This is a genomic window from Streptomyces sp. NRRL B-1347 (genome assembly GCF_000720325.1).
In the GTDB taxonomy this organism is placed as follows: domain Bacteria; phylum Actinomycetota; class Actinomycetes; order Streptomycetales; family Streptomycetaceae; genus Streptomyces.
This window is the reverse complement of record NZ_JOJM01000037.1, coordinates 65,699-91,224: the sequence shown is the minus strand read 5'-3', so window position 1 is coordinate 91,224 and position 25,526 is coordinate 65,699. Positions and strand designations below refer to the sequence as shown.

Annotated in this window: 21 protein-coding genes; 15 read left to right on the top strand and 6 right to left on the bottom strand. The window is 72.3% G+C overall.

Annotation, left to right across the window (positions count from 1 at the left end; translation table 11 throughout):
• The first annotated feature begins 178 nt into the window (after positions 1-178).
• The 5 genes from IG74_RS0127820 to IG74_RS0127800 all read left to right on the top strand — a co-directional run bounded on the left by IG74_RS0127820 (position 179) and on the right by IG74_RS0127800 (position 9,959).
• The gene (locus IG74_RS0127820; RefSeq protein ID WP_158857800.1) at positions 179-2,200 is read left to right on the top strand and encodes a dynamin family protein; all 2,022 of its coding nucleotides are present in this window, start codon (positions 179-181) and stop codon (positions 2,198-2,200) included.
• A 131-nt stretch (positions 2,201-2,331) separates the two neighbouring features.
• Positions 2,332-6,423: an Hsp70 family protein gene (locus IG74_RS0127815; protein ID WP_078869087.1), complete on the top strand. Its 4,092-nt coding sequence runs from the start codon at positions 2,332-2,334 to the stop codon at positions 6,421-6,423.
• 124 nt (positions 6,424-6,547) lie between these two features.
• Positions 6,548-7,426: a hypothetical protein gene (locus tag IG74_RS0127810; RefSeq protein ID WP_030682928.1), complete on the top strand. Its 879-nt coding sequence runs from the start codon at positions 6,548-6,550 to the stop codon at positions 7,424-7,426.
• Complete coding sequence (locus tag IG74_RS0127805; protein WP_030682926.1) at positions 7,423-9,612, top strand: Hsp70 family protein; 2,190 nt, start codon at positions 7,423-7,425, stop codon at positions 9,610-9,612. The genes IG74_RS0127810 and IG74_RS0127805 overlap by 4 nt, the downstream gene beginning before the upstream one ends.
• A 161-nt stretch (positions 9,613-9,773) precedes the next feature.
• Positions 9,774-9,959, top strand: a complete 186-nt coding sequence (locus tag IG74_RS0127800) for a hypothetical protein (protein WP_030682923.1) — start codon at positions 9,774-9,776, stop codon at positions 9,957-9,959.
• 291 nt (positions 9,960-10,250) lie between these two features.
• Here IG74_RS0127800 and cspE read toward each other — a convergent pair whose 3' ends face one another.
• Positions 10,251-10,454, bottom strand: coding sequence for a transcription antiterminator/RNA stability regulator CspE (cspE, locus tag IG74_RS0127795; RefSeq protein WP_199818895.1), 204 nt, complete (start codon positions 10,452-10,454; stop codon positions 10,251-10,253).
• 464 nt (positions 10,455-10,918) lie between these two features.
• Here cspE and IG74_RS0127790 point away from each other — a divergent pair, with 464 nt between their 5' ends.
• On the top strand, positions 10,919-12,274 hold the full coding sequence (locus IG74_RS0127790) for a cytochrome P450 (protein WP_030682919.1): 1,356 nt from the start codon (positions 10,919-10,921) through the stop codon (positions 12,272-12,274).
• Positions 12,275-12,667: 393 nt separating this feature from the next.
• On the top strand, positions 12,668-12,991 hold the full coding sequence (gene cutA / locus IG74_RS0127780; protein WP_030682918.1) for a divalent-cation tolerance protein CutA: 324 nt from the start codon (positions 12,668-12,670) through the stop codon (positions 12,989-12,991).
• Here cutA and IG74_RS0127775 read toward each other — a convergent pair.
• The gene (locus tag IG74_RS0127775) at positions 12,988-14,280 is read right to left on the bottom strand and encodes a helix-turn-helix domain-containing protein (protein ID WP_030682917.1); all 1,293 of its coding nucleotides are present in this window, start codon (positions 14,278-14,280) and stop codon (positions 12,988-12,990) included. The two genes, cutA and IG74_RS0127775, sit on opposite strands and share 4 nt — an antisense overlap.
• 244 nt (positions 14,281-14,524) lie before the next feature.
• Between IG74_RS0127775 and IG74_RS52835 the strand changes: the two genes are divergently transcribed.
• From IG74_RS52835 to IG74_RS0127755, 4 genes are all read left to right on the top strand, one after another.
• Complete coding sequence (locus IG74_RS52835) at positions 14,525-15,388, top strand: hypothetical protein (protein ID WP_199818893.1); 864 nt, start codon at positions 14,525-14,527, stop codon at positions 15,386-15,388.
• A gap of 161 nt (positions 15,389-15,549) precedes the next feature.
• Complete coding sequence (locus IG74_RS0127765) at positions 15,550-17,463, top strand: carboxypeptidase-like regulatory domain-containing protein (RefSeq protein ID WP_030682916.1); 1,914 nt, start codon at positions 15,550-15,552, stop codon at positions 17,461-17,463.
• A 22-nt stretch (positions 17,464-17,485) separates the two neighbouring features.
• The gene (locus IG74_RS0127760) at positions 17,486-17,989 is read left to right on the top strand and encodes a hypothetical protein (protein ID WP_030682914.1); all 504 of its coding nucleotides are present in this window, start codon (positions 17,486-17,488) and stop codon (positions 17,987-17,989) included.
• Between the two features lie 197 nt (positions 17,990-18,186).
• The gene (locus tag IG74_RS0127755; protein WP_107059039.1) at positions 18,187-18,642 is read left to right on the top strand and encodes a Crp/Fnr family transcriptional regulator; all 456 of its coding nucleotides are present in this window, start codon (positions 18,187-18,189) and stop codon (positions 18,640-18,642) included.
• 81 nt (positions 18,643-18,723) lie between these two features.
• On the opposite strand, the gene IG74_RS0127750 is transcribed toward IG74_RS0127755, so the two are convergent.
• The 3 genes from IG74_RS0127750 to IG74_RS0127740 all read right to left on the bottom strand — a co-directional run bounded on the left by IG74_RS0127750 (position 18,724) and on the right by IG74_RS0127740 (position 21,094).
• A complete protein-coding gene (locus tag IG74_RS0127750) occupies positions 18,724-19,203 on the bottom strand; it encodes a hypothetical protein (RefSeq protein ID WP_234334473.1) in 480 nt (159 codons plus the stop codon).
• A gap of 45 nt (positions 19,204-19,248) precedes the next feature.
• Positions 19,249-19,734: a universal stress protein gene (locus IG74_RS0127745; RefSeq protein ID WP_030682911.1), complete on the bottom strand. Its 486-nt coding sequence runs from the start codon at positions 19,732-19,734 to the stop codon at positions 19,249-19,251.
• Positions 19,735-19,837: 103 nt separating this feature from the next.
• Entirely contained in the window at positions 19,838-21,094 is a 1,257-nt protein-coding gene (locus tag IG74_RS0127740; protein WP_030682910.1) for an SLC13 family permease, read from the bottom strand.
• A gap of 318 nt (positions 21,095-21,412) precedes the next feature.
• Here IG74_RS0127740 and IG74_RS0127735 point away from each other — a divergent pair, with 318 nt between their 5' ends.
• Genes IG74_RS0127735 through IG74_RS0127725 form a run of 3 tightly spaced genes read left to right on the top strand, consistent with a single transcriptional unit; the run spans position 21,413 to position 23,740 of the window.
• Entirely contained in the window at positions 21,413-22,342 is a 930-nt protein-coding gene (locus IG74_RS0127735; RefSeq protein WP_078869086.1) for a metalloregulator ArsR/SmtB family transcription factor, read from the top strand.
• Complete coding sequence (locus IG74_RS0127730) at positions 22,339-22,941, top strand: dihydrofolate reductase family protein (RefSeq protein ID WP_030682908.1); 603 nt, start codon at positions 22,339-22,341, stop codon at positions 22,939-22,941. Before IG74_RS0127735 ends, IG74_RS0127730 begins: the two co-directional genes overlap by 4 nt.
• A gap of 4 nt (positions 22,942-22,945) precedes the next feature.
• On the top strand, positions 22,946-23,740 hold the full coding sequence (locus IG74_RS0127725) for a class I SAM-dependent methyltransferase (protein WP_030682907.1): 795 nt from the start codon (positions 22,946-22,948) through the stop codon (positions 23,738-23,740).
• A 77-nt stretch (positions 23,741-23,817) separates the two neighbouring features.
• Here the strand turns inward: IG74_RS0127725 and IG74_RS0127720 are convergent, their stop codons facing one another.
• Positions 23,818-24,570 carry a GNAT family N-acetyltransferase gene (locus IG74_RS0127720; protein ID WP_030682905.1) on the bottom strand — a complete coding sequence of 251 codons (753 nt, stop codon included), beginning with the start codon at positions 24,568-24,570 and terminating at the stop codon, positions 23,818-23,820.
• Between the two features lie 438 nt (positions 24,571-25,008).
• On the opposite strand from IG74_RS0127720, the gene IG74_RS0127715 reads away from it, so the two are divergent.
• On the top strand, positions 25,009-25,506 hold the full coding sequence (locus tag IG74_RS0127715; protein ID WP_158857798.1) for an RICIN domain-containing protein: 498 nt from the start codon (positions 25,009-25,011) through the stop codon (positions 25,504-25,506).
• Positions 25,507-25,526 lie beyond the last annotated feature (20 nt).

Sequence of the window (25,526 nt, the reverse complement as noted above, 5' to 3'; positions counted from 1 at the left end):
CAGGGCTTACCGGAGCGCTGGCAGGGCGTGCGTGAGTGCGGTGGTGTTCACCCGTGTGGGGGACGGGTATTGGCCAACCACATCGATCCGGACGAGACTGCGCGGGAAGGCGGAGTCAGGGCGGCCGACCCGTGGGGGGTGTGCGGCCTCGGCCCGGTCCGCCGTTGGGGGGCGTTCCATGCGTGACAACGACGACTTCGCAGATCGAATGGTGGCTTTCGTTCCCGCTGTGGTGCGGTGCGCACTCGAAGCGGGGCGCCGGGACCTCGTCGCCCGCCTGGACGAGGTCGAACGGCGGGTGCGGCAGGCGCAGGTGACCGCGGTGGTCATGGGCGAGTTCAGCAGCGGCAAGTCGTCGCTGCTCAACGCGCTGCTGGAGGACGCGACGCTGTTCCCCGTCGACTCGTACGTCGCCACGCGGGTCCTGACGTCGGTGCGATGGGCCGACCGGGAGACGATCACGGTCGAGCTGGCCGCTCAGGACGCGGGCGCCACCGAGGAGCGCGACATCGGACGCGACGGCCTTCGCCGCTACATCTGCGAGGCCGAGGTGCAGGACGGCACGGCCGCGGCGGACGCCGAGCGCGTGCTCACGGCCTCGATCCGCACGCCCAACGCCAAACTCGCCGACGGCATCGTGTGCGTCGACACTCCCGGCATCGGAGGCGTGCACCGCGGCCACACGGCCGCGGCCCTGGGCGTGCTGCCGCAGGCCGATCTCGTGCTGTACGTCATCGACGCCATGCGGCCGCCGCTGCCGTCCGAGACCGCCTTCATCGAGCGGGTGGTCCGCGCGGTGGGCGCCGAAGAGCACCCGGAGCGGCTTCTGTTCGCCGTGACGAAGGCCGACCAGACGGCGGATCCGGAACAGGCGGTTCGTGAGGTGCGCGCCCGCTTGTCGGCGGTCGCGGGGATCGAGGAGCGGTCCGTGGTGCTTGCCGTGTCGAGCCGCAGCCGACTGCTCCAGCTGACCGGAGCCCAGCCGCCGGGCGACAGCCTCACCGGTTTCGAGGAGTTCGAGGCGCGCCTGTGGGAGGCCGTCGCCCACGCGCGGCTGCGGCTGCGCGCGGGAGCGGCACTCGCCGAACTGGACGCCGTCGTACGCGGCCTGACCGAACCCGTCGAGGAGGCCATCGCGGTCCTGGACGCCCAGGACACCGCGACCCGCGAGGAGCTGGCGGGGTCCGCGGCGGCGCGCCTCGCCGAGGCCGGACGCCTCGGCGCGGGCTCCGCCGCCTGGCAGACGGAACTGGACACGGCCTTCACCGACGTCACCACCGCGTTACGGGCCCGCGCGGCCGCCGCGCTCGCCAAGGCCTGGCGGGACCTGCGGGCCCGCTACCGGACGGACGTCGCGTTCCTCGACGACCCGCAGGCGGTCCTCGACGAACTGGCAGGCAAACTCGCCGTACTGGTGGGCGAGCTGGGGCGGGCGGCGACCGAGCTGACGGGCGCGGCGTGCGCGGGGGTGGCCGAGCGCAGCGGAGTCCCGCTGCGGAGCCCGGTGTTCGCCGACCTGCCGCTGCCCCCGCTGCCGGACCCGCTGACCGTGCCCGCGCCGTCGGCGACGGCCACGCCGAGCGCGGTGAGCAGCCTGACGGAAGCCTTCGAGGCCGCCGCGCGCGGGGCGCGGCTCGGCGTCACCAGAGGCGGCCTGGTCGGCGCGATCGCCTGGGACCAGGCCGTGCAGCTGGCGCTCCCGGGCGGCAGTCGTACGGTCAAGGTGGTGAAGGGCGTCGTCCAGTCGGTGTCGTGGGACGGGGCCTCGCGCGAGCCGTCCCCGGGCGTCGTGGCGGGGCGCGTCGTCGGCGGTCTGGTCGGCGCCGTCATGGCCTTCGTCGGCGAGGTCCGGGACCTGCGCAAGGCGACGAACGCCGAGCAGGTCGCCGCCCTCGACCAGCTGTTCCGGCCCTGGGAGGCACAGCAGCGGGACTTCCTGCACGAGGCCGTGCAGGACCTGGTCGACGCCTCCGCGGTCCGCGCGCTGGCCGAGCTGCGGGACCGGATCGCACAGCGCCAGGCGGAGTGCGAGACGACCCGGACCGAAGTGGCCGCGGCACTGGAAGCGGCCCGCCGCGACGCCGACGCGGCCCGCGCGCCGCTGGCCGCCCGCCGCGACGGCCTGAAGCGGATCGAAGGCGACCTCACCGGGCTCGTCGACGAACTGCGCGGCCGCCTCGCGGCAGCTTGGGACGACTGACGCGGCCCCCCGCCGGACGGTGCCGGAGGGCACAACACTCCTGTGCATCAAGGCTGTTCGGCGGGGGCGCGGCGCCCGCATGCCGGAGCGGCACGACAAGGGACAGACGTACGGGACGGACGGACGCACCGATGACCCTTCGGCACAGAGCCGAGCGAGCCGTGCGCGACGCGCTCGCCAGGATCCCCGTCAGCACGGCCACGCGAAGCGCCCGCGCGACGCTCGAAGCCCAGGTGCCCAAGCTGACCGCCCCGCTGCGGATCGCGGTCGCCGGACGGGTCAGCTCCGGCAAATCCACCCTGGTCAACGCACTCGTCGGCGCCCCGGTCGCGCTGACCGGCAGCGCACCGCTCACCCTGGTGGTCAGCGTGCTGCGCCACGGGGACCGTACGGCCCTGACCGTCCACTACAAGGAGGGGCCGCCCACACATCTGGAGGGCCTGGGCCGGATCGACGAGTTCACCGCCCGCGGCCACCAACCGGCGGTGCCACGCCCCGTGGACTTCGTCGAGGTGTTCGGACCGCACACCTGCCTACGGCAGTTCGACCTCGTCGACACACCCGGGTTCGACTCGCCCTACGCGCGGGACACTCAGGAGGCGATGCGCGCCGTCGGTGTCGACCAGGCGTCGGTGACGGCCTCGTCGGCGGCCCGGCTCCGCAGCGCCGACGCCGTGATCGCCGTCCTCAACAGCGACGTCACCGCGCCCGACGCCGACGTGCTGCGCCGGTTCCACGACGCCGACGGCACCGGATTCTCCCCGACCCCCGTCACCTCCATCGGCGTCCTCACGAAGGTGGAGCTGCTCTGGCCCGGCGAGATCGGGCAGCCGGTGCGGGACCCCCGCGACACCGCACGCAAGCACGCCCGCCGCATCATGGCCGCCGCGCACACCGCCCGCATGTTCCACGACGTACGCCCCGTCTGCAGCCTGCTGGCGGCGGGCGCCGCGGCGTTCGACCACGAGGACGACTTCGAGGCGCTGCACGCCCTCGCGCACGTACAGCCGGACGCACTGGACCTGAGGCTCGGCCATCTGTCCGGCTTCGTGGCCGCCACTGATCTGCCGCTGTCCGCGGACCGGCGGCGGCGCCTGGCCGCGCTCTTCACCCCGTACGGCGTGTCCCTGGCCTGCCGTCTGCTGCGGGACGGCGTGGACCGGCCCACCGTGCTGCGCCGTGAACTCGAAGAACGCAGCGGCATCACCGCCCTGCGCCGGGAGCTGACGGAGCGGTTCGCCGCCCGCAGCGGTCTGATCAAGACGGCCAGGGTAATCGAGGAGATACGCGGCATCCCGGCGCTGCTCGCACCGGACGCGTCCGACCGGGACCGTGACCTGGTCGGCCGCGCCGTGGAAGCGGTCACGGGACTGGAGCACTCCGAACCCGCCTTCGCGGAGTTCGACCTCCTGCTGCGGCACTACACCGGTCGCATACCGTTCTCCGAGAGCGACGCACGCGAGCTGGAACGCGCCACCGGCGAACACGGGACCCCGGTGGCGGCACGCCTCGGCCTCCCGCCCGAGACCGGCCTGGCCGAGCTGGAGCGCACCGCGCTGGACCGCCTCGCCCACTGGAACGGCCCCCAGTACGCACAGGAGCCCGGTGGCAGAGCCCTGGCCCAGGTCCTCAAACGCCGCTACGACGAGATGTACCACCGGCTGCGACAGGCGCGGGCGATCGTGGGGGAGGGGGCCGAGCCCTGCGACACCGACCCGCACGAGGAACGGAATCCGGTGGACCCCGATTCCCCTCTCGACCTCCTGAGCACCGACGGCCCCGGAGCCGTCGGCGACGGCCGCTCCGCCGACGAGCCGGTATTGATCGTCGACCTGGGTACGACCACCTCGTCCGCGATCCTGCTCAGCCGGGGCAGGACGCGCCTTCTGAAAGAGCCCGGCAGCGGGCGGGACTGGTGGCCCACCTCGGTGTACGACGACGGGCGGCTGCTCGTCGGCTCCGTGGCGGAGGCCCGTAGAGCGGGCGGCCCGCACCACTTCCGCACCGAGTTCAAACCCGAGATCGGCAGCCCCGTTCCGATCCTGCGCGGCCCCGGCGGCGCGCACACGGCGGAGGACCTCGCGGTGGCCGTCCTCGCCGCGTTCCGCCGCCACACGGAGCACTTCCCCGGCGGCGCCCCCTCCCGCCTCCTCGTCACGGTCCCCGCGCGGACCGCCGGGCGACGGCGGGACGCGATGATCCGCGCGGGCGAACGAGCCGGTTTCCACGACGTCGAACTCCTCGAAGAGCCCGTGGCCGCGGCCCTCGCACCGTCGGACGGCGGGCCCTGGCCCCCCGGCACCACCGTGCTCGTCTACGACCTCGGCGGCGGAACCTTCGACGCGGCGCTCGTACGCATCGGCGACACCGGCCACACCCTCCTGGCCACCGCGGGCCTCGCCGACGGCCACGGCGGGCGGGACATCGACGCCGCGATCGTCCAGGACCTGGCTCCTGCCATGGAGGACTGGCTGCGGACCGCCCCCGAAAGGGCCGCCCCTGAAGGCGCCGCCCCCGAAGCAGCCGCCTCTGAAGCAGCCGCCTCCGAAGAGGCCGAGCGTCGCGCACAGTTGGCCCAGCTCACACTCCGCGCGGCCATCCGCCTCAAGCACAGCCTGGCGGCCGAGGACAGCCCGGTGGAAAACGTCGTCCCCGGGATGCCGCCGCAGAGCCTGAGCCGCAAACGCCTGGGACAGCTCACCGAGGAGCTGCTCGCCGACTCCGTCGCCTGCTGCCGCACCCTGATGGCCGAGACGGGCGTGGACCCCAAGGACGTCGATGTCCTGCTGGTCGGCGGAAGCACCCAGATGCCGTCGGTACGGCCCTACCTGGAGCGGCGGCTGGGCGCCCGCGTGCCCGTGCGCTCCGCCCTTGACCCGGTGCTCGCCGTCGTGGAGGGGGCCGTGACCTGGGCCGAGGGGATCCCGGAGCGGCGGGTCACCAACGACGGCCCGTCCTCACTGCGCGAGCCCCTGTCCTGGACCGTGCCGGGGGGCCGGGCGACCCTGGTGCGCTGGTTCGCCTCCAGGGGAGCCGCGTATCGCGCCGATGCCGCACTGGCCCGGGTCCGCCTCGCCGACAACAGCCTCTTCGACCTGTACGCGCGTACGGAGGGCCGGATCGAGCAGCACCACGTCTGGCCCGGCGGCACCCTGTACTCGGGCACCTGGCTTGCGACGGCCCTGCGCCCGGCAAGCCCCGACGATCTCCTGCCGCACCCCCGGGAAGTCCGGCACTGGCCGGGCGCGGCCACGGCTCTGGCGGTCGGTCCCGACGGCCGCCACCTGGCCGTGGCCGTACGGGAAGGGACCGAGGACTCGGTGCTCCGGCTCCTCGACACCTTCACCGGCGAGAGCCGGGCCGAACTCCGCATCCGCGGCCGCGTCTTGTCGGCGGCGTGGACCTGCCCGGGGACGTGGCCTGTCTTCGGGGTGTCCGGGGCCGAGGGGTACGAACACGGCGTGTGCGTGCTGGCCGCCTCGACGGAGGGAGGCGCGTCGGCGCGACTGACGCTCGTCGCCGAGCAGCCCGCGGCGGTGCTCGGGCTCGCGCAACTGCCGGGTGGGGGTGAGGTCGTGGTGCTGTGCGGGGACGGCACCGTGCGGATCGTCGATGGGGACGGTGCGCGGGACCGGGTGGTCGGTGAGTTCCCACGCCACCCGACCGTGCTCGCGGTTCGTGCCGACGGTCAGGAAGCCGTGCTGGGTGGGGCTGGAGGACTCCAGGGTGTGGCATGGGTCGTCGACCTCGGGAACGGGAGCCGATGGACGTCGCCTCCGCTGCCGGCACAGATCCGATCCCTGGCCTACGGACCGCACAAGGACGTCCTCGTCGGTGGCGGCAGCTCTGAGGACTCCGGATTCTGCCGATTCCTCCGGGGATCCGGGCCGATCGTGCCGGCCGGCGTCCAGCGGGTCAGGTCCGTAGCGTTGTCGGATGACGGCGCCCTCCTCGCGGCCGCGTCGGTCGACGGACAGGTCTGGGTCGGCAGGACGCACGGCCGCGGCGACTGGGCCCGCCTGCGCTACCCGGACACCCCCGTCACCCTGGCCTTCTCCGCCGACGGCCACTACCTGCACATCGCGGGCGACGCCGGGCTCAGAACCTGGGCGCTCACCGACGCGCACCGCCCCGCCGACGACAGCCGCGCCACCACCACGGCCCACCTGCGACCACCCGAACCGTCCGCACAGCCAGGGGAGTCAACCAGCCATGACACCTGACGAGGGGCACGCGTCGAAGCCGACTCACCCCCCAGAAGCGGCGCTTGCGGACCGGAAGTCCGCCACCGACCCACCTGTCCCCCCGCACACCCTGACGAACCTCTTCGCCTCCGCCCGACGGAGAGTGGCCCAGCCCACCAGCCTGAGCCCCGCGTACAACATCGGCGTGGCGCTCGGCGAGGCGATCGACGGAGTACGCCGAGACCTGGACGAGGTCCGGCTGGACCCGCACACGCGCTACCAGCTCACCCACGTACTGGACGCGCTGAGCACCGCCGTGACGGAGACCGTCCGCGCGGTCCTCACCCGGCAGCCCGAAGCACCACCGACGGATGCCACGGGCCGAACGTCCCCCGGATCACGGGTCGATGAGGCGGAACCCAAGAAGCTCATCTCCGGTGCGCTGAAGAATGCCTTCAGCCGAAAGCAACCGCCCCACTCGCCCTTCGACGCACCACCACCCGCCGTACCCCGCTCCACGTCCGCCCTCGCCCTCGACGCCGTCGGCAAGGCGCTGCCGCACATCGAGAAGGCATTCGGGAAATGGCCCAGCACGGCCGGGCCGCCCGCCCCGCCCTGGTACGAGCACGACGTCATGATGGAACTGATCCAGGACCTCGTCAGCCTCCGCGAGCGCGGCCGCGAGGAGCGGGTGTGGGACCGCGTCGACGTGCTGCGGGAGATGCTGCGAGCCCAGGGGATCGAGATCCTCGCCTACGACCCGGACGTCCGGCCGGAGTACCAGGCCGACGCCTTCCGCGTCGAGCAGGTGACTCAGGACGCCGCATGCCGGTACGAGACGGACCTGCCGGCGCTCGTCATGGACCCCGACGGCGACGACCGCCGGGTCCTCGTACGGGGCAGGGTGCTACGCGTACCGACGACGCCCGTTCCGACCGCGCGCAGCCACCAGAAAGCCCTGGCCAACACAGAGAACGACGTACAGAACGACGTACAGAACGACGTACAGAACGTCGCCCGGAACGAGGAGAACAGCCGATGACGACGACCCAGGAGCGGACGCCGGAGGAGAACAGGAGCCTTGTCATCGGCTTCGACCTGGGGCACGGGGAGACCGCCGTGGCCACCCTGTGGTCGTGCGCCGACGGCGAGCCGCACGTGGAGGACATCTCCCGCACCCCGAGCCGCGTGCACCCCACCGTGGTCGCCCTGTGCCACACGGAAGGGGAGGACACCGGAGTGACGACCCTGGTCGGGGAGCAGTGCTTCGCCGTGTTGTCCGCGCAGCTCGCCCGTGTCCCCGAGGACGGGCCGGACGGCCTCGTACCGGGCGACACGGAATTCTACATGGCGTTCAAGCACGCCCGGCTCGACGCACGGACGCGGCGGGCGACGGAGCTGTTCATCCGGCAGGTCGCCCGGGAGCTCGCGACGGAACGCACCGAGGGCGTCGAGACCTCCGGCATCCTCAAGGTCATGCCCGGGACGCGGCTGCACTGGGTCTTCGGCATCCCGTCCGGATGGGACAAGCGGGAGTACGAGGAGTACGAGCGGCTGCTCCGCTCCACCGTGACCGGCCTCTTCCCCCTCCCCGAGCACAGCGTCGAGCTGATCCCCGAGTCACGGGCCGCGATGCTCTACGCCAAGGAGTCGGACGAGTTCAAGACCGCCGAGCAGGACCTGATGGGGGCCGTGGCCGGACGGGGAACGGTCCTGGTGATGGACATGGGATCCCTCACGACGGACTACACGTTCGTGTCCGGCACCAGCGAACTGCCCGTCTCCGACTGGAACTCCCGCTTCGGCGCCTCGCTCATCGAGAAGGAGCTGCTGCGCCGCATAGTCGCCGACCACCGCGACAGCGCTCTTCTGGAAGAAGCGCTCGCACACGACCCCCTCCAGCGCGCGCGTCTTGAGTTCGCCTGCCGACGCGCCAAGGAGAGGTACTTCGGACTCTCGCCCGACGAGCTGCGGTTGAACCCCGGCCCGCGACGCCTCGGGGGCGACGACGTCGTCACCCGGTCCGGTGAACTGATCGAGGTCTCCATCCGGCTCTCGCCGCCGCTGATGGACGACATCCTGGACGCCCGCCTGGACGACCTCGGCCGGTCCTGGCGCACGGCGTTCCGGAAGGCGGTCGAGGACGTGCGCGACAAACTGGTGAAGGACACCGGGAAGCCGCCGGACGTCGTGCTGATGACCGGTGGGGCGTCGCGCATGAGGTTCGCGCAGGAGATCTGCCTCGACGCCTTCGAGGCGGGGAAGGGCGGCACCCGGGTGCTGCTCGGTGTCCGCCCCGAGCACGCGATCGCCAAGGGCCTGGCTATCGCGGGCCGTACGCGCCGCCGCGTCGAGGCGTTCCTGGAAGAAGTGGGGGAGTTGGCCGACAGCCGGGTCCCCGCCATCATCGGCGACAACCTCGAAGCCCTCGGACTCGCTCTGGGCAAGGTCACGGTGGACGGCATCGTCGACGACCAGGTCTGCCCCGCCGTCGTACGGTGGCGCGAGGGCGAGCTGCGGCTGCTCACAGACATCGCGGTGGAGGTGGCGAAGAAGCGCGAGGTCTACCTCAAGAGCCCCGCAGGGCAGGCGAAGCTGAAGGACGTCACACGGGCTTGGTACGCCGAGATCACCGCGGTCATCGACCGCGAGGCCGCGGCGATCGCGCACCGGTACGGGATCCCGACCGGGCCGCTGCGGGTCTCGCCCTTCGGCCCCAGGGCCACGACGCCCCGGGCCGACGTCAACCTCGATCCGCTCCTGGAGACGCTGGACACGATCCTCGGCCTGGTGGCGGTCTGGATGACCACCATGACCGCGGGGGCGGCCATCGGGGTCATCTCGGCGGCGTCGCAGGGGGCGGCCGGGGCCGGAGCCGTGGCCGCGGCGTCCAACCCGCTGGGCTGGATCATCGGCTCCATCGTCGCGGCCGTGGCCCTGGTGATCGGCATCTGGATGGGCAGGGACGCCCTGATGAAGTGGATCTCCAACGCCGACATCATCGGGCCGGCGCGCAAGCTCAACCGCGAGAAGACCCTGCTCCGGAAGATCCGCACCCAGGCCGAGGAGGACGGCCTGGAGGAGAAGGCGGCCGCGGACTTCGCGCGGCAGTTCGCCCTCGCCCACCGCGAGACCATCGTCGCCCGCCTCTCCACCACGGTCGGAGCCCAACTGACGGAGGCGGCACGGGAGGCCGCGCTCCTGATCGACCGCCGATCCGATGCGTAGCGACCGACGGCGGGACCGCTCGGTGCCTGGCCGACGACGCGTTTCCCAGCCGTGGCCACGGGAACCCGGAGGGCACATCACGGAGAGCACATCACGGAGAGCCGGACCGTCCGCCTCCGCTCCGCCGACCGTCTTCCGACGCAGAGAGAAGTTGAAGTGCCGTGACCGCGCGCACCGGCAAGAGGGAAGTCCTTCACCTGCACGAGACCGGCTGGGCGAAGGCCCGCCGCCTGCGCGGCCTGCGTGGCAGGGGCGTGCGCACGTGCCTCTCGCCGGTGCCCGACGACAGCGCCGAGTCCTCTGCGTACGTGAGCCCTGACGGGAACATCGTCCGAGGTGCTGACTGAGGGACTGCCCTGCCGAGAAGCCCGCGGTCCTCGTGCCCCGCCGCTGGCTCCCGCGCCGGGGGCAGGCGCGGGAGCCCACCAGTCGCCAAGGGGGGGCGGACGACCGGCTCCCCTCAGGCTAGGTCCATCCCGGCCTCATGGACCCCAACTGGTCCACACCAATTTGAGAACGCGGCACGAGCATCAGCGATCTCGCCCCTCCCCACCCTGACCGGGCGTTGGGCGTCCCCTCGTCTCCGGTCGTCCACGGATCCGGTCGTCCACGGATGGACAGCGCGGCGTGGGTGGCGGTCAGATGGCGGTGACGTCGGCGGCGGAGGGACCCTTGGCTCCGTCTTGAATCGAGAACTGAACCTGCTGGCCCTCGGCGAGGGTCTTGAAGCCGTTGCTCTGGATCGCCGAAAAGTGGACGAATACGTCCTTGCTGCCGTCCTCAGGGGTGATGAAGCCGAACCCCTTGCTCTCGTTGAACCACTTGACGGTTCCCTTCAGCATCGACGACATCCACATCTCCCTTTGATCGAGTCCCGGTCCCCAGCCGTGCAGCGGCGGGGACTTCCTCCGTCGTGCTCCGTCGTGCCCAAGGGGTGGATCACGCAACCCTGGAATCACGCCAACCTGTTCCAGCCGCAGCCCGGCCCATGGCTCGCGACTGACCCCGGCCCGTCACAGAAGCGGCCGGTCTGCGAGGGCGTCGGACAACTCGGCCTTCTCCACAAGCATTTCAACCTCTGGGAAAACGCCGTCGAGCTCGGGAAAGCTTCCGGCTCTCGCCGTGCACGCCCGACATGAACCCGGCGGAGGGCATCTGGGCGAACCTGAAAGCCGGCCCCGCTATGACGTCACTCCGAAACGAAAACCTCAGTACTCGCAGGGAGGCGGCAGCGTCGCTTGTCGTCGTCAGCGGGTGGGTAGAAGTCCACCATGCCGAACTCCAACATCCATGGCGGGGAGAGCCCATGGGCGTATCAGCACCAAGGCTCGTGCCCGTGCGCGGCCCGCGCGGGCTGCCCGTGCTGGGAAATCTGACCGCTTTCGGGAAGGACCCCCTGGCATTTCTCACCTGCCTGCGCGATGAGTTCGGGGACGCGGTGACGTGGTCACTGGGGCGTCGGCGCAGCCTGTTCGTCTCCCATCCTCAGCACATTGCGGAGTTTCTGGCAGCCCGCGAGGACGCCTACGAACTACTGGATCCCGGCTGGGCGTTCAAACGCTTCGTCGGGCAGAGCGTGATCGTCAGCGAGGGCGGCGACTGGCGGCGCAAGCGCTCGCTGGTGCAGCCGGCCGTCCGGCCGCGCCAGGTCCGCGCCTACGCCGCGATCATGGTCGATTGCGCGCGGTCGGCGGCTTCCGGCTGGCGCCACGGCCAGCAGGTCGATGTCCGCCGGGAAATGGCACTCATCACCCAGCGAGTGATCCTGCGCACCCTGTTCGGTAATGACCTGGGAGACCGGACCCGCGCCCTGTGTGAGGCGATGGAGGTGTCAGGAGAGGTGGTGGGCCAGGAGATGCGGGGCATCAGGCAGTTCCTGCCCCCCTGGGTGCGCACGCCCAGCCGCCGACGCTTCCACGCCGCACTGGCCACCGTGGACGCCGAGGTGCACCGGCTCATCCAGGACCGGCTGAGCACCCCTCAGGCCACCGAGGAGCGCGACGATCTGCTCAGTCGGCTGCTCGCGGCCCGTGACGTGGAAGGCAGGCCCCTGACACCCCAGGAGGTACGGGTCGAGGCGGTCACGCTCTGGGCCGCCGGGCAGGAAACCACCTCCACCGCACTCACCTGGGCCGTCTACCTGCTCTCCCAGGCGCCCGAGGCCCGCACCCGTCTTGAGGCCGAGCTCGCCCGGGTGCTGGCCGGACGGCTGCCCGCCATCGAGGACTACGACCGGCTCCCCTGGACGCGCCAGATCGTCCAGGAGGCGCTGCGCCTGTACCCGCCGGCCTGGTTCATCCTGGCCGTGGCCCGGCGCGGGGCCGCGCTCGGCGGGACCCCCGTTCCCGCCGGGACGATCGTGTGGTGCAGCCCGTGGACGACTCACCGTGACCCGCGCTGGTTCCCCGACCCCGACCGGTTCCGCCCCGAACGCTGGGGCGACGACGCAGCCGATCCCGTCCTCGACCACGCTTGGTATCCCTTCGGCGGTGGCCAACGCAGCTGCCTAGGAGCCCGCTTCGCCCAGGTGGGAGCCGCCCTGATCCTGGCCACGCTCACCCAACGCTTCCGCCTGGACATCCCCAGCACCCAGGTGACACCCCACGTAGGACTGCTCCTGCAACCATCCACTCCCCTCCACGCCACCTTGCGAGCCCGGTGACCGGGCGCCTGACGCATCGGCTGGCCCGCTGGCGCGTCGTGGACACCCTCTGACCACCGAGGCGGGCCCCCTTCGTCCGGGCTCGCGTGGCGTCGCGCTTGAACTGGCCGCATTTCGGCGGACGGTGGAGGTGGGGTTCGTCGAGCAGGGCGGGCAGCTCGCGCTCCTGGTGCAGCGCGGCCAGCAGACAGACAAGCTCTGGGCGAGCATGAGCGGCGGCTGGCCGCGCTGGAGCGCGGTCGGTGGGTGCTCCCGACGATCGCGGCCCTCGCCGGGGTGATCGGCGCCGGGTCCGGCCTCTTCGCGCTGCTCGCCCGCTGACACATCTGGTTCCCCTCCGTCTTCGGGTGGAGGGGGTCTTTAGTCTTTCGTGCGCGCGGCTACGCTCGCGGCATGGCTGACTATGTACAGGTATCGACAGCGACTGAACAGCGAGAGCAGGCGGTCGAGTTGGCGCGCGTTGCAGTGCGTGAGCGGCTCGCGGCGGGCGCCCAGATCATCGGCCCGGTCACGTCCGTGTTCTGGCATGCCGGGGAGTTCGGGACCGGGGAGGAGTGGCAGTTGCTCCTGAAGACGACTGCTGAGCGGTACCCGGAGCTGGAGAAGCACCTCGTCGACCACCACCCGTGGAGGAACCCGGAGGTGTGTGCGACTCCTATCGTGGCTGGTGCCGAGGCGTGCTTGCAGTGGATCCGGTCATCCACGACGGCTGACTAACCGCGGGCCTGGTCCAGCAGGTCGGCGACTGCGGGCAGCGTCCGGTACCTGGCGGCCGACAGGTCGTTCAGGACGGGTGCCAGGCGCTTCCGCGGTCGCACCGAGGCCACCCCGTCCGACAGGGCGAGGGCGCGGCTGACTACGGCCGCCGACTGCTCCGCTTCCCCTGCCGTGAGGTAGGCCTGCGCGAGCCAGGACGAGTACAAGGCCTTGTCGCGGGCGTGGCTGTCGTCGTACCGGGCGAGTGCCGCCTCCAGCACGGGTACCGCTCGTAGAGGTCGGCGCAGCTCTGCCCAGCAGCGGCCCGTCATGATGTCCACCTCGGTGTGGTCGACCCAGGCCGCCCAGTCCGGCTGTGGCTGGCCGTGCACTTCGGCGAGAGCTGCGCTCGCGGCGGCGAGTGACCGTTCCGCCTCGGTCGGCATGTCGGCCACGGCGCACGCCCAGGCCCGCCGCTCGTGCAGCAGCGCACGGACCCCGGCAGGCGTGTCCCCGCCGATCGCTTCGGTGGAGCGGCTCGCGATCTCCGCCCCAGCTCTTCTGTCTCCTCCGAGCCTCTGATACGCCAGGAACGCGAGCGCGTTCCCCGAGAGGGCCGTATCCCCGGCGTCTAGCGCCGCGGTCCGGCTGGCCTCGTACAGGCTGACCGCGTCCGCCTCACATCCGCCGTCGAACGCCGCCCAACCGGCCTGCTGCGCCTGCTCGGCCAGGAGGGACAGCAGCGCGCGGCCGGTCGCCTCGTCGTACCTGGTGTCGCGCAGCAGCGCCTTGGTGGCCTGATACTCGGCGGTGTAGACCCGGTAGGTGTCACCCCCACCGAGCACGTCGTCCAGGCGCCGCAGGCGCGCCGTGCGCTCACGCAAGCTCGCGACGGTCCGGCGGCCGATTCGGCCGGATGGCTGAGCGAGCGTGGTGGGCATGGTGGCAGCGAGCCCAGCGACCTGGACGAACCGACGCCGCAGCACCTCGTCCACCTCCGCCTCGCCGCTCGCCGGCCTTGCCTCCCATGGGCGATCGGCCAACCCCGCCAGATGTCCAGGGATGCGCAGCGCGTCGCAAATCTGAACGATCTTTTCGAAGGTTGCCACCTTGCCCCGGCCGCGCGCCAGAGTCCCGACGCGATCAGGTTTGATATCGCACTCAGCCGCGATCTGCGAATAGCTGATGCCCGCTCGCTGGCGCGCGAGGCGGAACAAGGTCCCGAAGTCGTGACGTGCGGCCGCGGCACGCAGCTCGCCCTCCCCCAAGAGCCAGGCCGGGAGAGCGGTCGGTGGCGTGTATCCGGTCATACGGAGAACTCTTCCGTGAGGCCACGGCCTGAGGCGGCTGCTTCCAGAAACCTCTACCCATGATGGGTATACCCGCGCGCGGGAGGAAAGCCTGAGGCCTCCTCTACGACAGTGGGCGGCAAGGCCCCGGCGACCGTGCGACCGGCCCCGGGGCGTGGCCGACTACCGAGGAGTCGACATGGGCGAGAGTACGGCCCCCGTGCCAGCGTCGGGCGGCAGCGCTCAGACGCAGGGGGAGAACAGGTTGATCGCTGACTGGCTTGCTCAGGCTCATCCGCTGCCGGGCAAGGCCCGGCGGGAGTGGACGGACGCCTACGTCGCGATGATCCCGCTCGGACGGCGCTTCGACGCGGTACGCGTACCCGCTCGGCGAGTGCACGCCGCGGTCGCCAGCGAGGAGCCCGCCACGTTGGCGGCAGCCCTGCGGGACTGGCTGCGCGGACCGGTGATCCGGGACTTGCGGAGCCCCCTGGGCGCGTACTACTCGGCATCCTCGCCGACTGCTCCGAAGCGGCGCGTCTGCACACCGCTACGGCCACCGCGCCCGCGGGCCCGGCCGGAGGAGGCCGGGATGCCTGACCCCAAGCCGGTCGTGCTGCTCGCCGCCCTGCCCGGGATCGACACGCTCGGCCCGGCACAGCTGTCCGGTTCCGCCTGCGTCTGGTGCGAGCACACATTCCGCCCTGGCGAGGGGATCGACCTTGGCGGCCCCGGCCCCTTCCGGCCGCACGGCTGCCTGGACTGCTGCGAGACCAGGACGAACTCCCTGTCGACCTACCTGGCCTGGTACGACCACACCGTCACGTGCCTGCGATGCCCGTTCGGCCCGTGTGAACCAGGCCAGGCCCTCGGCACGGCACACCTGGCCGTGCGGGAGCGGGCAGGCCACCCGTCGATATGCTGCGCGGCCTGCGGGACCACCATCGCCCCCGGCGAGGCACTCCGCCCGCATTTCTGGCGCGAAGAGCCCTGGTCGATGTTCGGCTACCTCCACGCGCGCGACTGCCCGGCCTCCGCGAGCCGCCCTACGACAAACCCCATACCGCCACCAAGCCCCTCGTACGGCAACAACCACCCCCGTCTTGACAGCCCCCGCGCCCACAAGTAGGTCTCCCTCAAGCCGATTCCGCCTCGGCGGGGGCCGTGCGGGGGGTGGGGTCGGGTGCCGGACGGTGGAAAGGCGCGCCCATGAGTTGTTGGCCTCCCTGCTCGGAATGGTGTGACTGTGTCGAGGGCAGGTGCCGGCCGGCGCCGTACCGGCCCAATGCCGTGCGGATCCGTACGGCGGACGGTCGCTGTCTCCAAGCCGTCGACGGGCCGGCCGCCTACGACGGGTACCTCGGCCCGACGGCCGGGGCGCCGGGCACGTGGGAGACGTTCCTGATGGACCGGCCGACGACCTGGCCCGTCCGCAGCGGGGACGCGATGGTGCTGCGGGCCGTCGACGACACGTGGCGGCCGCTGCCGGGCGTCCTGGTGCGGGTCGACCACGGTGTGCTGGTGCTTCCCCGGAAGAGCAAGAAGGACCCCCAGCTGGTCACGTACCAGTTCGGCGGGCGCGACCGCCCGCTGTTGGTGTCGTCGCCGTTGCAGGCCGGGTTTCCGGCCTACCAGGGCGGAGATCCGGGGGAGTGGACGTTCACGATCACGGGGATGGCGGGCGGCAGCCCCGTCCCCTTCGGCACGCCGGTCAAGTCCGGCGACCAGGTGAGGTTCAGCTTCGCCACCCGCAACCAGGCCCGGCCGGAACGGTTCTGGCGGCTGCGCGACGACGCGAACCCCCGCCGCGTCGAAGGCGACGCCGAGCCCGGCGGCCCGGCGGCGACCACGTTCACCATCGAGTTCAACGAAGTGCGGCCCGACGTCGGCTGGCGCCCGCCCCTGGACACCGGGTGCCGACGCTGCGCGCGCGTCACCGCCGTCGTCAGCCGCCGTGCCACCGGCACGCCGATCGCCGGCGCCCACGTCACCGCGCTGCCGCCGAGCGTGCCCTTCGCAGGGGACACGGCGCCGACCGACGGCCGCGCCGAGCTGACCGCGTCCGTCGACGGTGCCGTACGCGACTGCGTACCCGCCGGACGGATCGAGCTGCAAGCCACGGCGGACCGCTTCCAGGTCGCGCGCGCCACCGACACCGTGCCCGACCAAGGCGCCGTCGAGGTGCGGATCCCGATGGACTGCACGATGGTCACCGGCCGCGTCCTCGACTCCGCGGGCAACCCCATGCCGGGTGAGTGGGTGTACCTCACCGATGCCCAGGACCAGCCGATCCTCGACCTCGACGAACAGCCGTACCAGACCAGGACCGACGTCGAAGGGCGCTTCTCGTTCGCCTGCGTCCCGCACCGGCAGGTCAAGCTCTCCACCGACCACGATCCCAGCACCGACCGGATCGTGACCATCGGCCCCCGGGGGGACCACGTCGAGCTGGTGGTCCAGCGCACCGCCGCCACCGTCGTCGTCCGGGTGGTCGACGCCGACGACAACGACCAGCCGCTCGACGGCGCCAACGTCCGGCTCACCGTCGGCGGCGCGGCCCGCACCGCCATCACCGGCGGCTCCCCTCCGGAAGCGACCTTCCTCCTCGTCCGGCCCGCGGGGGCCGCCACGGTGCGGGCGTCGACGACGGGCTACCTGCCTAGCAGCGTCCCCGCGACCGTACCGGCGTCCGGAACCGTGACCATCACCGTCAGGCTGCGCCGCGACAAGTCCGTCCAGGCGCCGGTGGCGTTCATGCTGCAGCTCGACAGGGGCGCCCTGCCGCGCGACCTGGACCTGCACTGCTCCGGACCCAGCGGCGGCGAGGGCCGCTTCCACTGCCTGTTCCACGACGCGCGGCCCGTGCCCTTCGTCCGCCTCGACGTCGACGAGGGCCAGGCCACAGGGCCCGAGCGCATCACGGTCACCCCGGTCGCCGGAGCGTTCGTACCGGGCGAGTACCACTGCTGGATCGACAACTTCTCCGGCGAGCAGACCTTCGCCCGGTCCGGTGCCTCGGTGGCGCTGCTCAGCGTCGACGCCGCCGGGCTGCCCACGCGCCGCGGCCGCTGGCTGGCCGCCGACCTGCCCGGCGACCCCGGCAGGCTCTGGTACGTCCTGCGGTTCACCCTCGACGAGCGGGGCGGGCTGACCGTCGACCCCGTCATGGCCTACCGGTCCGGAAGCTGGGACACCGTCCTCTAGCCGTACGAGATGGAGACCGCCCATGTCCGGCAACCCGCACCAGGCCACGCTCCTGCGCCTCGTCGACCTGCACCAGGCGGACCTGGCCGAGCTGCACAGGCAGGCCCGCAGGCTCAGGGAGATGCTGCGCCGCAGGCCGCCGCGGCCCGAACCGCCGAAGCCGCCGCCCTCGCGTGAGGCGCTCAGCGGCGACCTCGCGGGCGTCGAACGCTGCATCGCGAAGCACGAGCGCCTCATCGAGCTCGCCCGGGACGTGCGCGTCGGCGAGGTGCTGCAAGCCGTCGCCGACGACCCGGACCTCGCCCGCGAAGCCGCGGCGGACCCCTCGGCCTTCGCGGCACGGCACGGCATCACCCTGCCCGACACCCTGGTCGTCACCGTGCTCGTCGCGGGCCGCGACGTGTCCGCCCGCTTCAGCAACCCCGACCCGGACATGCCCTTCGAAGTCGCCTGGACGCGGGACGGCTTCCAGGCGCCGCCGGTGCCGGACGCGCCCCGCCTCCGCGCGTCCGCCGAGCCCGTCTGAACGGCCGCCGCGAGGGCCGTTCGGCCCGCGCCCGTGCGGGCCGCCCGGCCCCTGCCCTGCTCCGCACGGCCACTGTGCCGCGCCCCCGCCGAGGCGGACGCTGAGAGCGTCAACGGCCGGGCCCGGCAGCGCCGGAGAGGCGGCCGTGCCCGCCCGGCACGGCGCGACAGGAAGGCACAGTGGTGAACACCAAGACCATGTCCAGCACTCGCATGCTGCGGGCCCTGCCCGCCGCCCACCGGGACCGTCTGCTGCGCGTCGCCCGTGAGGTCACCTTCCCGCAGGACACCCGGCTTTTCGACGAGGGCGGCCGCGCCGACCGGTTCTGGGTCGTCCGCACCGGCACCGTCACCCTCGACATGCACGTGCCGGGGCGCCGCTCACCGGTGATCGAGACGATCGGCTTCGACGAACTGGTCGGCTGGTCCTGGCTGTTCCCGCCGTACGTGTGGCAGCTGGGCGCCGTGGCGACGACTCCCGTACGCGCCTACGAGTTCGACGCGACGGCGGTACGGTCCTTGTGCGCGAGCGATCCCCGACTCGGCGCGGCCGTCGGCCAGTGGGTCGGCAAGGTCCTCGCCCACCGCCTCCAGTCGGCCCGCACCCGGCTGCTCGACCTGTACGCGCCCTACGGCAGCGGCTGTACGCGGTGACGAACCGCGGCGCCTCGCGGGGGCAGCGACGCGTACGCGGCGAAGCCGGGTCCGGATCCGGGGCTCCCCTCCGGCCGGTGGTCATTCGATCCCGAGGGGCCCGACGCCCAGATCCTCACGCATGCGGCGGCGCATCTCCGCCATGGCCGTGCGGCGCTGTCGGATGAAGGCCCTGTCCTCGGCGGAGCCGACCGCCACCCCGTCGGCGTAGGCGTCGCGTATCCGGCGCAGGCTGTGGAACGCCTCGTTCCCGGCCGCGACGACCGGGGGCGGGCCCACGAGCCAGAGCTGTTCGCTCGCCGTGTGCAATCCGGTCCTGCGGAAGGCTTCGCGCACCGCCACATCACGGGCTGACTCGGACATGTGATCGCCCAGGGCGACGGCCCGTATCTCTTCCCCCGCGTCCTTGAGGGCGGAGGCGTACTCGGTGTACACGGCGCGCCGCATCTCCAGGGCGTGTCGTGCTTCCTCACGCCGCCATCTGTTGCGATCGGCGATCAGGGTGGCGGCGATGCCGATGGCGGCACCTGCAAGCGTGGAGAGCAGAGGCATCCAGTCCATGCGCCGCATGCTGTCCGAACCGCTGCCGCGACACCAGTGGCCGGGCTAGTGAGGGGGCGGCGGCGGGAGCGTGGCCGTGCTGGGCGTGGCCTCCGGCCAGACCAGGAGGACCGGGCAGGGGGCGTGGTCGACGATGAAGCGGCTCGCGGGGCCGAGGCTGCGCGGGCCCAGGCGGGCGCGGTCGCCGTCGCGGGCCAGGACGAGCAGGTCGGCGCCTTCGGCGGCGGCCACGACCTCCCGCTCGGCGCGGCCGACGCGCTCGGTGCGCGTACAGGGGCGTCCGAGGCGATCGGCCGCTGCGGTCAGCAGACGTGCGGCGGAGGCGGCGGCGAGGTGTTCGACGGCGGTGCCCGGGTCGCGGTCGGGGCGGGCCCGGCCGAGGAGCCCGGCGTAGGCGCCGTGAGCGGCGCCGGGTGCCTCGGGCCCTGTGATGTGCAGCAGCACGATGTCGGCACGCTCGGGCGCGTGGGCGCGGGCGGCGTCGACGCACGCGGGCCAGGTGCCTTCGACGATCCAGGCGATGACGGTCATGGTGTCCAGCCTCCTCAGCTCCCTGGCCTCTCAGCTCCCTGGCCTCTCAGCTCTCTGGCCTCTCAGCCCCCTGGCCTCTTGCCTCCCTGGCCTCTTGGCCCCCTCAGCCTCCGATCACGAGCAGCGAGACCCACAGTGCCACCACCGAGAGCACCAGCGCGGCGGGTACGGCGAGCAGTCCGAGCCGGGTGAACTCGCCCAGCTCCACGTCACTGTCGTGCTCGCGCACGATACGCCGCCACAGCAGGGTGGCCAGGGATCCCGCGTAGGTGAGGTTGGGGCCGATGTTCACCCCGAGCAGCACCGCGAGGACGGCACCCGGCCCTGCCGGGGCGGTCAGCGGCAGCAGCACCAGGACGGCCGGCAGGTTGTTGATGACGTTGGCCAGTACGGCGGCCAGGGCCGCGATGCCGAGCAGGGCGGTGAGCCCGGTGCCGTCGGGGACCACGTGGCCCAGCGCGTCGGCGAGCCCGTTGTCGACGACCGCGCGGACGACGACGCCCAGGGCCAGGACGAAGGCGCAGAACGGCAGGGACGCGGCGCGCACGAGAGCGGTCGGTGTGGTGCGGCGCCGGAGCAGGGCGCGGCCCCCGAGCACGGCCGCGCCCGCCGCCGCTGCCCACGCCGGGTCGATCCCCACCGCGGAGGTCACCACGAAACCCACCAGCGTGCAGGCCACCGTGGCCAGCGCGAACACCGGCACCTCGCTCGGCCCGGCGACGGGCTGCGCCTCGGCCCCGGCGTCCAGATCGGTGGCGAAGAACCTCCGGATGACCACGTACTCGACCGCGATCGCGGCCACCCACGGCAGGGCCATCAGGGCGGCGAAACGGGTGAAGCTGAGTCCGCTCGCGGCGAACGCGAGCAGGTTGGTGAGGTTGGACACCGGAAGCAGCAGCGAGGCGGTGTTCGACAGATGGGTGCAGGCGTACACGTGCGGCTTGGGCCGGGCGCCGAGCCGGGCCGCGGTGGCGAACACCACCGGGGTCAGCAGGACGACCGTGGCGTCCAGGCTGAGCACCGCGGTGATCAGCGAGGCGGCGCCGAACACCTGCACCAGCAACCGGTGCGGGCTCCCCGCCGCCCGCCGGGCCATCCAGGCACCGCAGGCCTGGAACAGTCCCTCGTCGTCACAGAGCTGAGCGAGGATCAGTACGGCCGCCAGAAAGCCGATCACGGGGCCGAGACGCGCGGCTTCGTCCGCCGCGTGGTCCAGTGAGATCGCGCCGCCGGCGATGACCACCCCGGCGGCCGGAACGGCGACGACCGCCTCCGGCCAGCCCCACGGTCGGATCACCGCGCAGGCCAGGACCGCCAGGAGCAGGACGGCGGAGAGCGCTTCGGCGAGGGAGGCGTTCAGGAGCGGAGCCTTTCGGGACGAGGAACAGCGGGACAGCAGGGGCAGGAGGGGGGAAGGGGCAGGAGGGAAGCAGCAGGACAGCATGATCCGCTGTCGTGTCATCCTCCAACTCTGCGGGGCTCTGTCGGCTCTGCGGCGCTCCGTCGGCTCTGCGGCGCTACGGCACACCGACCTGCCGAGTGGTCCAGGGCCCGGTCGGGGGCGTTCCGGATCGGGCCCGTTCCGGTCGGAACGGGCCCGATCCGGAACGGACTTGGCGTTCACCGGCTGCAAAATATTCCTTGACGCGCATATTCGGCGAGGCGAATAATAGTCGACATGGACGCACTCCTCTCCGCACTGGCCGACCCGGCCCGGTGGCGGCTCGTGAGCCTGTTGGCCGAGCGGCCCCGCCCGGTCGGCGTCCTCGCCGAGCTCGCCGAGGCGCGCCAGCCGCAGACGACCAAGCACCTGCAGACCCTGGAGCGCGCAGGCGTCGTCACGTCCCAACGCAACGGCCAGCGCCGCATCTACGCACTGCGGCCCGGCGCCCTGAGGGAGCTGGTGGCGGAGCTCAGCCGCCTCGCCGACACCGCAGACCGGGCCGGTGGCCCGCTCGCGACGTACGAGCGCTATGGGCGCAGCGTCGAGGTGGAGCTGCTCGCCGCGCGGGGGGCGGGGTGGGCCGATGGCCGCTCCTTCAGGTTCTCCCGGTCCCTGACGGGGAGTCCCGAGCTGGTCTGGCGCCACTTGACCGAGGTCGACCTGCTCACCGGATGGTGGACGCCCGACGACCTCCGCGTCTCCGAGCTCGTCTACGAGGCGCGACCGGGCGGGCGCCTCGTCCTGGAGTACCGCGACGCCGACGACGCACACGGCTCCGACCTGGTCGCCGGGCGGGCGGAGGGCACCTTCGTCGACGTGCGCCCCGGCGAGAGCCTCGGCTATCGCCTCTCCCCGCTGCTCCCCGACGGCGGCTTCGCCTTCACCGCCCACGTCGACTCCCGGCTCCGCCCCACCGAAACCGGCACCGACCTCGACGTCCACTACCGCATCACCGACAGCACGGTGGAGGCCGCGGACATCGTCGCGGGCATCGAGATCGGCTTCGGCCAGAGCCTCGACAAGCTCGTGGCGAACGTCGCGGCGGATCCGCACGGCGCCACCGCTATCAACAGCACCGATACCGGCACTCCCGCCACCACCAGCATCGGCATCACCGGCACCACTGGCACCACCGACCGCCCCGACCCGAGGAGCACGAAGTGAGCGAGCAGACCGCAAGCCGCCGAGTCGTCACCAACATCGCCCTCTCCCTCGACGGCCACTACGCCCGCCCGGACACCCCTCAGGACATGGGCTGGGTGCTGCCCTACGCCATCACCGACGTGGCCCGCGACCACCTCACCAGCCTCTGGGAGCCCGCGACGACGGCCCTGCTCGGGCGGGTCAACGCCGAGGGGTTCCTGGGCTTCTGGCCCACCGTCATCGGCGCGGAGGGCGCCGACCCGCGCGACGAGGCGTTCGCGAGGTGGCTCGTGGACACCGACAAGGTGGTCCTCTCCACCAGCCTCGGCGAGGCTCCGTGGGAGCGGACGACTGTGGTCGACAAGCCGGCCGCGGAGGTGGTCGAGGACCTCAAGGCGACCGAGGGCGGCGACATCCTCGTGCTCTCCAGCGCCAGCATCATCAAAGCCCTGCTGGCGGCCGACCAGGTCGACCGGCTCGCACTCACCGTCTTCCCGCTCTTCCTCGGCGGCGGACCGAGACTCTTCGACGACGGCCTGCCCGAGGGCCGCTGGGAGCTCGTCAGCCAGAGCGCGGGCGACCACGGCACCCTGTCCCTCGTCTACGACAGGGTGCGTTGAGCCGATGAACCGACGCTATCTACTGGACAACCAGCAGTCCGAGGCGGGCGTCCGCTTCGGCGCCCTGGCCGAGCTGTTCGACCCGGTGACGTTCCGGCACGTGGACCGGCTCGGGATCGGGAAGGGCATGCGCTGCTGGGAAGTCGGCGCCGGTGGCCCCTCCGTGCCGCTCGGGCTCGCCGAGCGGGTCGGGCCGACGGGTTCGGTGCTCGCCACCGACATCGACGTGTCCTGGACCCAAGGCATAGCCGACGGCGTGATCGAGGTGCTGACTCACGACGTGGCGGCCGACCCGCCGCCCGCGCCGCCCGGCGGGTTCGACCTCGTGCACGCCCGCCTCGTCCTGGTGCACGTGGCGGACCGCGCCGAGGCCCTGCGCCGGATGGTGCAGGCGCTGAAGCCCGGCGGCTGGCTGCTCCTGGAGGACGGCGACCCCATGCTGCTCCCGCTGCTGTTCCCGGACGAGTCGGGGCCCGAGCAGCAGCTGGCCAACCGGTTGCGGACCGGCTTCCGCACGCTGATGGCGGAGCGCGGCGCGGACCTCGCGTACGGGCGCACCCTGCCCCGGGCGCTGCGCGACGCAGGACTCAAGGAGGTGCACGCCGACGCGTACTTCCCGATCACCTCGCCCGCGTGCGCCGTCCTGGAAGACGCGACGGTGCGGCAGGTCCGTCACCACCTCATCGACCGGGGCCTCGCCACCGACGAGGAGATAGACCGCCACCTGGCCGGCGTCGCCACCGGGCAACTCGACGTGGGCACGGCCCCGATGATCTCCGCTTGGGGGCAGCGCCCGTAGTCGGTTCGAAGGGGGAAGCCAGGGGGCATGAAGCCGCCCCCCCCGGCTTCCCGCCGCACTCACGGGAGTTCCGGTCCTCAGTCCTCCAACGACACGTAGAGACGCGTGCCGCGGGGACGGAAGCCGACCCGTTCGTAGACCCTGCGCGAGCCTTCGCCGCCGTACTCCAGCCACACCGAGTCCGCGCCCTTGGCGAACATCGCGTCGGCCAGGGACGCGGTGACGGCTGCGGCGACGCCCCGACGACGGTGGGCAGGACGAGTGCCGACGCCTGCCAGTTCCGCCGTGCCCACGGCGGGCGCGGAGCAGGAGGCGGCCCCCGCGCAGCCGCCGTCGGCGGACCGTACGAAGCGGACCGCGCCGCCCCGTTCCTGCGTGCGCCGCAGCCGTGCGGCGCCGTCCGGGCTCGGTGGGAACTCGCCGCCGTATGCCTCGGACAGGGCGATGTCGATCTCCGTGAAGTCGGCATCGGTGGACGGGGTTTCGACAACGAGGCGCCCGTCCGTTGCAGCGGTGCGAGTGGCGGGTGTGCAGACCAGATACTCGTGCACGGCTTCCGTGGTGAAGCCTGCCCGGCGCAGGGCGGGCGCCACCTCGGGCGCGGTGTGCGGCGCGAACTCCAGGCGCGGCTTGAGACCGCGTTCGCGGAACGCCGCGATCAGCGTCGCGACGTCCCGCTCGTCGGGGCGGGCGCCCGGCACCGGCGTCGCGTAGTTGACGTAGGGATTCGTGGTCGTGGGATCGATTCCCACGACGAAGCACGCCGCTTCGACCACCTCGGGGCGGCGGCGAAGGTTGGTGACGGCGAAGCGTTGGACGTCGATGTCCATGGTGATGGTGACCTCACGCGGATGGCATGCGGAAGCGCGCTCCCGCCGCTGCGGCGGATCATGGAGTCGCGCGGGGACAAGGCCGCGGTGCATCGGCACCGCGTCGTCGGGCCGCCGTGAGGATGCGGATACGACACCGAGGGCCCGGCCACCCGGGAGGCAGCAGGCTCAGTGCCGTCGGCGGCCGCTGGGGGACGCCGTGATCAATGGCTTCAGTCCTTCGAAAGGAGTGGATCGCAAACGAGTGCGAGCACACGGTATAGCACGAGGTTCTGCCAGGTGGCGGGGAGGAACGGGGAGCGCCCGCCTCGGGTGACGCCCGCTGTGCCGTCAGTGCCGTCGGTTCGGGCGGGCGACGCGATTCCGTCTCACCGGCGGTGGCCCCTTGCCCGTAGCGTCGGCGCTGACGAAAGCGCCTGCATCCACCTGGAGGTACGTGTGAGTACGTCACGACGGTCGGGCTCCCTGTTGGCGGCGGTGATCCTGGGGCTGGTCAGTCTCTTCGCGACCACCGCCTCGGCCTCGGAGCGGCCCGTCAAGCCACGGGCCAACGTCGGCTTCATGATCGCCTCGAACATGAACAACAGATGCCTGGAGATCAGAGCGTCCAACCCCGGCAGCGGCGCACTGGTCAACATGTGGGACTGCCACGGAGGCACGAGCGAACGCTGGTACTGGAACGGCACCACGATCCGCAGCGACCTCAACGGCAAGTGTCTGGACGTCGCCGCGGGAAACGGCGAGAACGGCGCCGCCCTGAACATGTGGGACTGCCACGGCGGGTCCCCGCAGCAGTGGGTCTGGGACGGCGCCCGACTGCGCAACCCGGTGTTCAACCGGTGCCTGACCATCGCCAACGCCAACTGGTGGAACGGCGCCTCCGTCATCATCTGGGACTGCAACCTGGGCTCCCACCAGCAGTGGCACACCACGTGAGGGCGAGGGACCAGCACGAC